We start from the raw sequence: 8,336 nt of genomic DNA on the forward strand, positions 1-8,336 counted from the left end.
GGGTCGCGCTCGATCAACTTTCCGCAGCCGCCACATGCTGCTTCACGACGACGAAGCTGTCGGGCGTCACCGACACGGAATCGATCCCGCATTCGACCAGGAATTCAGCGAAATCGGGATGGTCGCTCGGCGCTTGCCCGCACAGCCCGACCTTGGCTCCTGCCTCGCGCGCGGCGTCGATGACGGTGCGGATCATCCATTTCACCGCCTCGTCCCTCTCGTCGAACAGATCGGAGAGCTCCGCCGAGTCTCGGTCGACGCCGAGAGTGAGCTGCGTGAGATCATTGCTGCCGATCGAGAAACCATCGAAGCGCTCCGCAAAGGCGCGGGCGAGAATGACATTAGAGGGAATCTCGCACATGACATAGACCTGAAGCCCGTTCTCACCGCGTTTCAACCCATTGGCCACCATGACATCGAGCACGCGATCCGCCTCCTTGACCGCCCGGCAGAAGGGGATCATCACGATGACATTCGCAAATCCCATTTCTTCGCGAAGTCGGCGTATGGCGCGGCATTCGAGCGCGAACCCTTCTTGATAGCGCGGAGAGTAATAACGCGACGCGCCGCGGAAGCCGATCATCGGATTTTCTTCCCTGGGCTCGAATTGGGCGCCGCCGATCAGAGCGGCGTATTCATTGGTCTTGAAATCGCTCATGCGCACGATGACCGGCCGCGGATGAACGGAGGCGGCGATGCGGCCGAGCGCCCGCGAGAGCCCTTCGACGAAATAGTCGCTCTTGTTCTCGTAACCGACCGTCGCCTCGGCGATGATCTTTTTGGCCGCCTCGTCCGTCAATGAATCATAATGGACGAGCGCCATCGGATGGATCTTGATATGATTGTTGATGACGAACTCCATCCTCGCGAGACCGACTCCGTCGGAAGGAAGACGCCACCATCGAAAGGCCGCGGCGGGATCGGCGAGATTGAGCATGACCTCGACGCGCGTCGCCGGAACGGCGGCGAGATCGAGCTCCTCGATCTCGATCTCGGCAACGCCATCATAAACGAATCCCGTGTCGCCTTCGGCGCAGGACAAGGTGACGATCTGCTCGTCGTGGAGCAGTCGCGTCGCATCCGGCGCGCCGACGATCGCCGGCAATCCGAGCTCGCGGCTGACGATAGCCGCATGCGAGGTGCGCCCGCCATGCTCGGTCACGATCGCCGCGGCCCGCTTCATGATGGGCGCCCAATCCGGATCGGTCGTGCGCGTGACCAATATGGCGCCGTCGACGAAGCGACCAATGTCGTGAACATCCTCTATGACGCAGACCTTGCCGGTCGCCACCGCGTCGCCGATCGCCAATCCCGTGCAGATCCTGCGGCCTTTCTTGCCTATGCGATAAGACTTCAGCGCGCTCGCCTCGCGTCGCGATTGAACCGTCTCCGGACGCGCCTGGACGATGAAGAGCTCGCCGGTCTCGCCATCCTTGGCCCATTCCATATCCATTGGCCGGCCATAATGGTCCTCGATCAGACAGGCCCAGCGAGACAGAGTCAGAATGTCCTCCTCTGCGAGCACGAAGGAGGCGCGCTCGGCCTTGGACGTCGGAACATTGCGCGTCGGCTGATCGCCGACCTGCGCATAGATCATCTTCATCAGCTTGCTGCCGCGCTTCTTCTCGATGATCGGCGACAGTGACGCATTGGAAAGGAACGGCTTGAACACGACATATTCATCCGGGTCCACTACGCCCTGCACGACATTCTCGCCGAGCCCCCAAGAGGCGTTGATGAGCGCGACCTTGTCGAAGCCTGTCTCCGTGTCCAGCGAGAACATCACGCCCGCGCCGCCTGTGTCGGACCGGACCATGATCTGCACGCCGATCGATAGCGCGACTTTCATATGGTCGAAACCCTGCGCCTTGCGATAGCTTATCGCGCGATCCGTGAAGAGTGAGGCGTAGCACCGCCGACAGGCGTCGAGCAGGGCCCGCTCGCCACGAATGTTCAGATAGGTCTCCTGCTGTCCCGCGAAGCTCGCATTCGGCAGGTCTTCGGCGGTTGCGCTCGACCTCACCGCGACATCGGGCGCGTCCCTGCCGATGCGCCGACCCAGCTCGCGATAGGCCTCGACGATGGCGCTCGCCATTTCGCTCGACCATTCGCCGCGTAGAATGGCGTTACGAATTGTTCGACCGGCGTCGGCGAGCACGATGCGGCCGGAAGCGAGGTCGTCGAGCGTCGCGGCGATGACATTCCGCGCGCCATTGCTGTCGATGAAGCGCCAATAGGCTTGCGCCGTCGTCGCAAATCCAGAGGGCGTCCTAACGCCTTTTTCGGTGAGTCGGGAAATCATCTCTCCGAGCGAGGCGTTCTTTCCGCCGACGCTCGGAACATCGTCGCGCGTCACTTCCTCGAACCAGACGATTTGCCGCGCCATGTCGATCATGCGACTCCCCTCGCTTCAAATCTCGAAGTCCGCTCTTCTTGTCGTCGGACCACAACGACCGCGACGACTATATATGGCTCATTCTAGCGAGCGCGAGCAGAGCGACCGAACGTCACTTCCTTCCACCGATCTCGTCGATGTGGAACAGTAGATCGGCGGGGTCGTCATAGACGCGAAACGCGCCCGACTGCCGAAGCTCGTCGGAGCCGTAGCCCCCGCTCAGAAAGTCCGACGCCCAGCGCCCGGCATCGGGTCGCGGCGAACATGTCCCAGATGCTGTCGCCGACGACGAACGCCGTCGCGATGGGCGCGTTCAGCCGTTCTGCGGCGGCGAGAAAGAGGTCTGGGTCGGGCTTGGCGTGTGCGACCTGGTCGCGGGTGACGACCGGCGTGCGAGCGGGATCGACGCCGAGCGCGGCGAGATTGACGCGCGCGGTCTCCATGCGACCGCTCGTCGCGATCGCCCAGGGGACGCCGGCGTCGGTGAGCCATGCGAGGAGCTCCCGCGCGCCCGGGAGCGGACGCACGCCGTCGGCGATCTCGAGATAAGCGGCGGCGTGGGCGGCGCTCAAGCGGCGCACGCGTTCGGCGTCGATCTCCATGCCCGTCTCGCGCAGCAGCTGGTTGACGAACAAGCCCCCGCTCATGCCGACCTTGCGATGAATGCGCCAGACCGACAAATCGATGTGCTCCGCGTCGAGCGCCTTTTTCCAGGCGAGGACGTGCTGATAGACGCTGTCGACCAGCGTGCCGTCGAGGTCGAATAGGAAGGCCGGGTCGATGCGCATCGGGGAATTCACTCCGTCTTCTTCGGATAGCCGATTGTCTATGACAACAGCACCTGATGGTCGTGGTCGAGCCCCAGCGCCTGCGCGATCGCCTCGCGATCGATCCAGGCGCGGATCACAGTGGCGAGGCCCGCGCTCGCCGCGAATAAATATACATTCTGCGAGATCGCGCCGGCCGCGACCGAGGCGAAGCTCTCACGCTGAGCGACCGGCACGAGCGCCATTCTCGCATGGTCGGCGACGAACACCAGATCGAGCGGCGCGTCATCGACGAAATCCTGATAGCCGGTCACGCGCCTCATGTCGCTCGCTGCGAGCAGCTCCAGGGCGTGCGTGGCTGCGATATAGAGATAAGCGCCGGAAGGCAGCGCGACATAGACGTCGATTTCCTGAGCGTCCAAAGCGGAGGGCGCAGTCCGTCCGCCTTCGGCTCTATTCACGCCGTCCGCGGCCCACAACAGGTCTGACAAGAGCTGCAAGGACAGCTCGTCAGGCGCAAACTCCCGAGACGAACGCCGCTCGGCGAGCGCCTCCATCAATGGCATTCCGCCTTCCTTGTGCGGAGGGGGAAGCGCGATCTGCGCTGCAGCGACGTCTCGCGCAGGTTTCGGACGCAGCCGCCCCATCATGCCGAGCGCGAGCTTGGTCAGCGTGCTCATTGCGACGGCCTCCTCGTGAGACCATACAATATCGTGGGAGGATGTAGATTTTCGAGGGTTGAGGTCGGCTTTTTGGAGATGGCGAGCCTATGCAAAGCTCGGTTTGGCGGGTGAAGTTTATCGTCGACTTTGGTGACGAAGCGACGGAGACCGAAGTCGAAGTGGCCCGAGCGCATGTTTCGGGCGCTTGGCTAGCCTAAGCCATTGGTTTGACGCCGCTCATGTTGGGGACATCGGAGGCGCCGCCACAGCTCGGCGGCGCATCAACGATTTGAATGAATATCTCTCCACCAATCGACTCGCGCTCGTGAACTACGGACAGCGGCGCCCTGCGCGACCGGCGTCTCGAGATCGGTTTCCGTGACGTGGAGATGTTCGAACCCGACGAGCTCAATCGACGCTATTCCTACTGTCGCAAGGACGGTCTTCGCTGCGGTGGCCGTGAGTGTGATCACGGTTTCTGATGTCGTGCTCATCAGGCTTTTTGATGGGCTTCCCACTTCCGCTTCCCGCACGCTGTAGGGGTGGTGGGAAGCGGAAGTGGGAAGTCAACGTCTGAGTGACTTGAGAGGGCATGCGGCCACAGCGGGGCTGATTTGGTTGCGGCCGTTTATCGCGGCGTATCACTCAGCCCGTGGCGAGGCGATAGCCGTCCGTCGATTTGACGATGCGGCCCGCGGCGGCCATGGCGGCCAGACGCTGATAGAGCGTGGTGGTGCGCACGCGGCACAAGGCGCGCAGATCGGCAAAGGGCTGCGGCGCGCCGGCTTCCGCGAGGGCCGCGACGATGCGCTCGTCGATCGAGCGTGCTTCTGCGCCCTGTGCGGGTTGTGGCCTGCCGTCCACGACCTCGAGGGCGAGCGCGTCGGCGCGCTCGGTGAGCTCGAGCCTGATGGCGGGCATGGCCGACGCGGCGCGGTGCTCGACGGTCAGGGTGAGCGCGTCGCCGTCTCGGCGGAGATAGAGGTTGGAGTCGCCCCAGGCATGGAACTCTGAGGAACCACGTAGGCCTTGGCCCGCACGCATGCTGCTCGCGTTCTTTCTCGCGTGGTGGACGAGGATCACGGCGAGGCCGTGACGGCGTTGGAGCTGACGCAGGAACGCCAGCAGCGGCGCCACTTCGCCGCTGATGTTTTCGTCGATGCGATGCAGGCGCACGAAGGGGTCGAGGATGAGCAGGCGCGGCTCCAGCCGCGCGATGGTTTCCTCGAGGCTGGCGCGATCGGCGTCGAGATCGAGGCGCAGCGACGGGGCGGTGATGACCTGGATGTCGAGATCAAAGATGGAGAGGCCGGCCGCAGCGCCGATGCCCTCGATCCGGCGCCGGACGATGTGCGCCGCGTCCTCGGCGGCGTATAGCAGGACGCGGCCGGGCTTGGGTACGCCAAATCGCCTCAGGCAGGGCGCGCCGCCGGCGACGGCGACGGCCAGATCTAGCGCGAGGAAGGATTTGCAGCATTTGGGCTCGCCGCCGATGATGCCGACCGCTTCTTGGGACCACAACCCCGTGACCAGCCAGTCCTTGTCTGGAGGGCGATCGGCGAGCTGATGGGCGGGCGTGACGGGAAGCGGCGTCATCGTCTACGCCGAGTTCCGGCCGCAGTCGAGAGCGGGGCGGGCGGAGGGGCCATGGCGCAAGTCTCGAAAAACAGCTTCTCGTCGATCTGTCGGGCGTCACGCTCGGCGGCCGTCGCGAGCAGCTCGCCCGCAAGCGTCATGAGCGCGCGCAGATTGCCCTGGGAGTGATCGCAGAGGGTCACGATCAGCTCCGGGGTCATCAGCGTCGTCGCGCCGGCCTGCTGCAAGGCGTGTCTGAGACAATCCTGCAGCTCCTGCGGCGTCGCCCGGTCGATAGCGAGGCGAACTCGGATGCGGCTGCCGAGCGGGAGAAGCTCGTCGGACCGCAGACGCTCCACGAGCCGTCCGTCTCCCGCCAGAACGACGGTCAACAGAATATGGGAATCGAGTTTTGCCGAGGACAGCAAGCGCAGCTCGCTCAGGACGAGCGGCAGCATCTCCTGGGCCTCGTCGACGATCAGGACGGGCCTATTGAGAGAGTCGTCGATATGAGCCTGCCAACGCTGTCGCAGGTTCTTGGCTCCGCCCCAGCGGTTGTTCGGGCGAAGCTCGACGCCGAAGAGATCGCCCATCTCGCGATAGAAGTCGCCGATGCCGGCCTGGGGACGGCTGATCACGCCGACCTTGACGTCGCGCTGCGTCGCCAGATGCTCGGCCAGGATGCGCAGGGCGGCGGACTTGCCGGCGCCGGGCGAGCCGGTGACGAGGGCGAAGCCGCCCTCCTCGGCGAGTTGCGCCACGCGCCAGCAGAAGGAGCGCAGGCGCGGCGTGGCGAACAACGCTTCGGTCGGCGCGCCCGGCGCGAAGGGGTTCCACTTGAGGCCGTAGAGCGCCAATAGTTTGGGGTTCAAGACTCTTCTCCTTCGTCCTTGGGCAGGTAGGCGGGCGGCAACCCCGTTGCAGCCCGCTGCTCCATGAGCTTGGCGAGCAGTGGCGCCATGCCACCGGCAGGCTTGATGGCGATGGGCTCCGCCGCGATCGGCTCCAGCGACCGGCGGCGCCCATCGGCGTTCTTGGTCTTGTCCTGCGGGAACAGCCGGCACAGCACCGCGCCGGTTTGCGCGTCGACGAGATGGACCCAGCCGAGGTCCCAGCTGGCGAAGCGGACCTCCAGGCGCGTGAGGTGGCGGTAGCGGTTCGGGGCCTCGAAGCGGCGGCCCTCGATCAGGAGGCTGCCGTCGCTCTTGCGCAGCGTCCGCTGCTCGGTCCTCGTGAAGGCCAGCTTGAGGCTCGCGCTGTCGGGGCTCGGCCGCGTCACCTCGGGGCCGGCGAGAAAACGCGTGACGGGCGCCTCGCCGATCTCCGAATGGATGTTGCGGTTGTACTCGTACTCGACCCAGGCCTGCGTCGCCTCGTTGAGCGTCGCCAAGCTGAGGTCCTGCACATCCTCCAACATGGCCATCAGCCGGCCTTCGACTGGACCCCAAAACGCCTCCTGCTTGGCGTTCTGATAGGGGCTATAGGGGAGCGTCGTCTGGTGCAGGACTGCGAGCCGGCCGAGGCCCTCGCGGATCTCCGCCGCAGTCATCGCCGCGCCATTGTCGCTCATCGCGGCGCGCGGCAGGCCGCGCTTCTGGATCGCCTGTGACAGACCATGCGCGACGTTCTCGGCCGTCTCCGCCAAATACCATTGCAGATGACAGGCGAGTCGCGAACGGTCGTCGAGAATGCCGAGCAACATTGGCGTGCGCCACTCGCCACGCGGCGTCAGCACCTTGCGCGAGCCGTGATGGAAATCCCAATGCCACAGGCCGTTGACATATTCGGCCTCGTAGCTGCGGACCTCGCGTTGCTCGAGGCGCGCCTCGGCCCGCAATGCGCCCGCCGTCAGCCGCGAGGTGAGCGGCCGGCGTTTGTCCAGACCATTGGCCCTGAGGAAGCGAAGGACGGTCGCATAAGACGGCACGGGTTGAAGCTCGGGCCGACTCGAAGCCAAGGCGACCAGATTGTCCCAGTGCAGCCTGACGCTCCAGCTCTTGTGCGCAGCGTATTGGGCGAGCAGCGCCTGGCGCAGCGGCACGCCGAGCGCTGTCTGCTGGCCGGCGTCCTGGCGACGTTTGCGGCGCAGGACGGCGATAGGGTCCTGACGCTCTCCGAGCGCCCGATAATACCAGCGCTCGATCGTGGAGGCGCCAAAGCGCACCGGCGCGCCGGTCGTTGGATGGCGCCATTCGCGCGCCGCAAGCTCAACGAGCGCCGAACGGAGCGCGCCCTTCTCGGGCGGCGCAGCGAGAAGCTGCCCGATCACCGAAAAGCGCAGCTGCGCCCATTGCTCGTGCACCCGCCTTTCGCCATGCCGACGCTCCTTGGAGTGGACTGGCGGACGGTAACGGCGGGGCCGTCGACCCGCGACGGGCGTCTTCTGCGGGCCGACGAAAACCCTCATGCAGCGAGCATCGGCGCGGCCCTCCGGTGATCGGCAAAAGCAATCGCAGCAGCGCGGTCAGTCGTTCGGCGGTGGCGCCGGAAAAGCGATCCAGGAGCGCCGTCGGCAGCTCCTCTCGGGCGACGGGCGGCATGAAGGCGGCCGCGGCCACCCTCCAGAACGGGCTTGCGGCGAAGACATCGCGCCACCATTGGCGCCAGCGCTGAATCGTGTTGCGGCTTGCGCCGACAAGGTTGGAGAGCTCGCGAACCGACGCCGCCGCGCCATTGCGTATCGCCGAAACCAGCACGACGACCGCGCTGAGAAACACCTTGCGCCCCGAGAAAACCGGAACGACGAGGGCGTCGCGCGCTTGCGGCAGTCCTGCACAGCGCAGCAGAAGCTGAAGCGCAAATTGTGGTCTGCGCCGAGCCCGGCGGGACCGCCTCTGGGCTTGCGCAGGAAATTGCCTGAATGAAGCGCGCCGCCGCAGCGCGCGCATCTCACCTCGCGCGCCCTCGCCGCAAGATCGCGGTCGAAGGCGAGGAGAA

General features: G+C 65.3%; 6 protein-coding genes and 1 pseudogene. 1 reads left to right on the plus strand and 6 read right to left on the minus strand.

What is annotated here, in order from left to right; genetic code table 11:
- Positions 1 to 13 precede the first annotated feature (13 nt).
- The 6 genes and pseudogenes from ppsA to K369_RS05445 form a co-directional block, all read right to left on the minus strand.
- Complete coding sequence (gene ppsA / locus K369_RS05420; protein WP_036288811.1) at positions 14 to 2,395, minus strand: phosphoenolpyruvate synthase; 2,382 nt, start codon at positions 2,393 to 2,395, stop codon at positions 14 to 16.
- A 112-nt stretch (positions 2,396 to 2,507) separates the two neighbouring features.
- Positions 2,508 to 3,183: pseudogene (locus K369_RS05425) on the minus strand (HAD family hydrolase).
- 38 nt (positions 3,184 to 3,221) lie between these two features.
- Positions 3,222 to 3,842, minus strand: coding sequence for a SagB/ThcOx family dehydrogenase (locus K369_RS05430; RefSeq protein WP_036288814.1), 621 nt, complete (start codon positions 3,840 to 3,842; stop codon positions 3,222 to 3,224).
- A 627-nt stretch (positions 3,843 to 4,469) separates the two neighbouring features.
- The gene (locus K369_RS05435; RefSeq protein WP_036286335.1) at positions 4,470 to 5,420 is read right to left on the minus strand and encodes an AAA family ATPase; all 951 of its coding nucleotides are present in this window, start codon (positions 5,418 to 5,420) and stop codon (positions 4,470 to 4,472) included.
- Complete coding sequence (locus tag K369_RS05440) at positions 5,417 to 6,271, minus strand: ExeA family protein (protein WP_051948640.1); 855 nt, start codon at positions 6,269 to 6,271, stop codon at positions 5,417 to 5,419. The genes K369_RS05435 and K369_RS05440 overlap by 4 nt, the downstream gene beginning before the upstream one ends.
- Positions 6,268 to 7,701, minus strand: coding sequence for a DDE-type integrase/transposase/recombinase (locus tag K369_RS05445; protein WP_036288817.1), 1,434 nt, complete (start codon positions 7,699 to 7,701; stop codon positions 6,268 to 6,270). The genes K369_RS05440 and K369_RS05445 overlap by 4 nt, the downstream gene beginning before the upstream one ends.
- Positions 7,702 to 7,804: 103 nt before the next feature.
- Between K369_RS05445 and K369_RS26190 the strand changes: the two genes are divergently transcribed.
- On the plus strand, positions 7,805 to 8,263 hold the full coding sequence (locus K369_RS26190) for a hypothetical protein (RefSeq protein ID WP_156967736.1): 459 nt from the start codon (positions 7,805 to 7,807) through the stop codon (positions 8,261 to 8,263).
- Positions 8,264 to 8,336 lie beyond the last annotated feature (73 nt).

Origin of the sequence: Methylosinus sp. PW1, from assembly GCF_000745215.1 — a bacterium.
Taxonomy (GTDB): domain Bacteria; phylum Pseudomonadota; class Alphaproteobacteria; order Rhizobiales; family Beijerinckiaceae; genus Methylosinus.

Coding starts and splice junctions, on each gene's coding strand:
- K369_RS05430 (WP_036288814.1), bottom strand. CDS start 3,842: ATGAGCACGCTGACCAAGCTCGCGCTCGGCATGATGGGGCGGCTGCGT.
- K369_RS26190 (WP_156967736.1), top strand. CDS start 7,805: ATGCAGCGAGCATCGGCGCGGCCCTCCGGTGATCGGCAAAAGCAATCG.
- K369_RS05435 (WP_036286335.1), bottom strand. CDS start 5,420: ATGACGCCGCTTCCCGTCACGCCCGCCCATCAGCTCGCCGATCGCCCT.
- ppsA (WP_036288811.1), bottom strand. CDS start 2,395: ATGATCGACATGGCGCGGCAAATCGTCTGGTTCGAGGAAGTGACGCGC.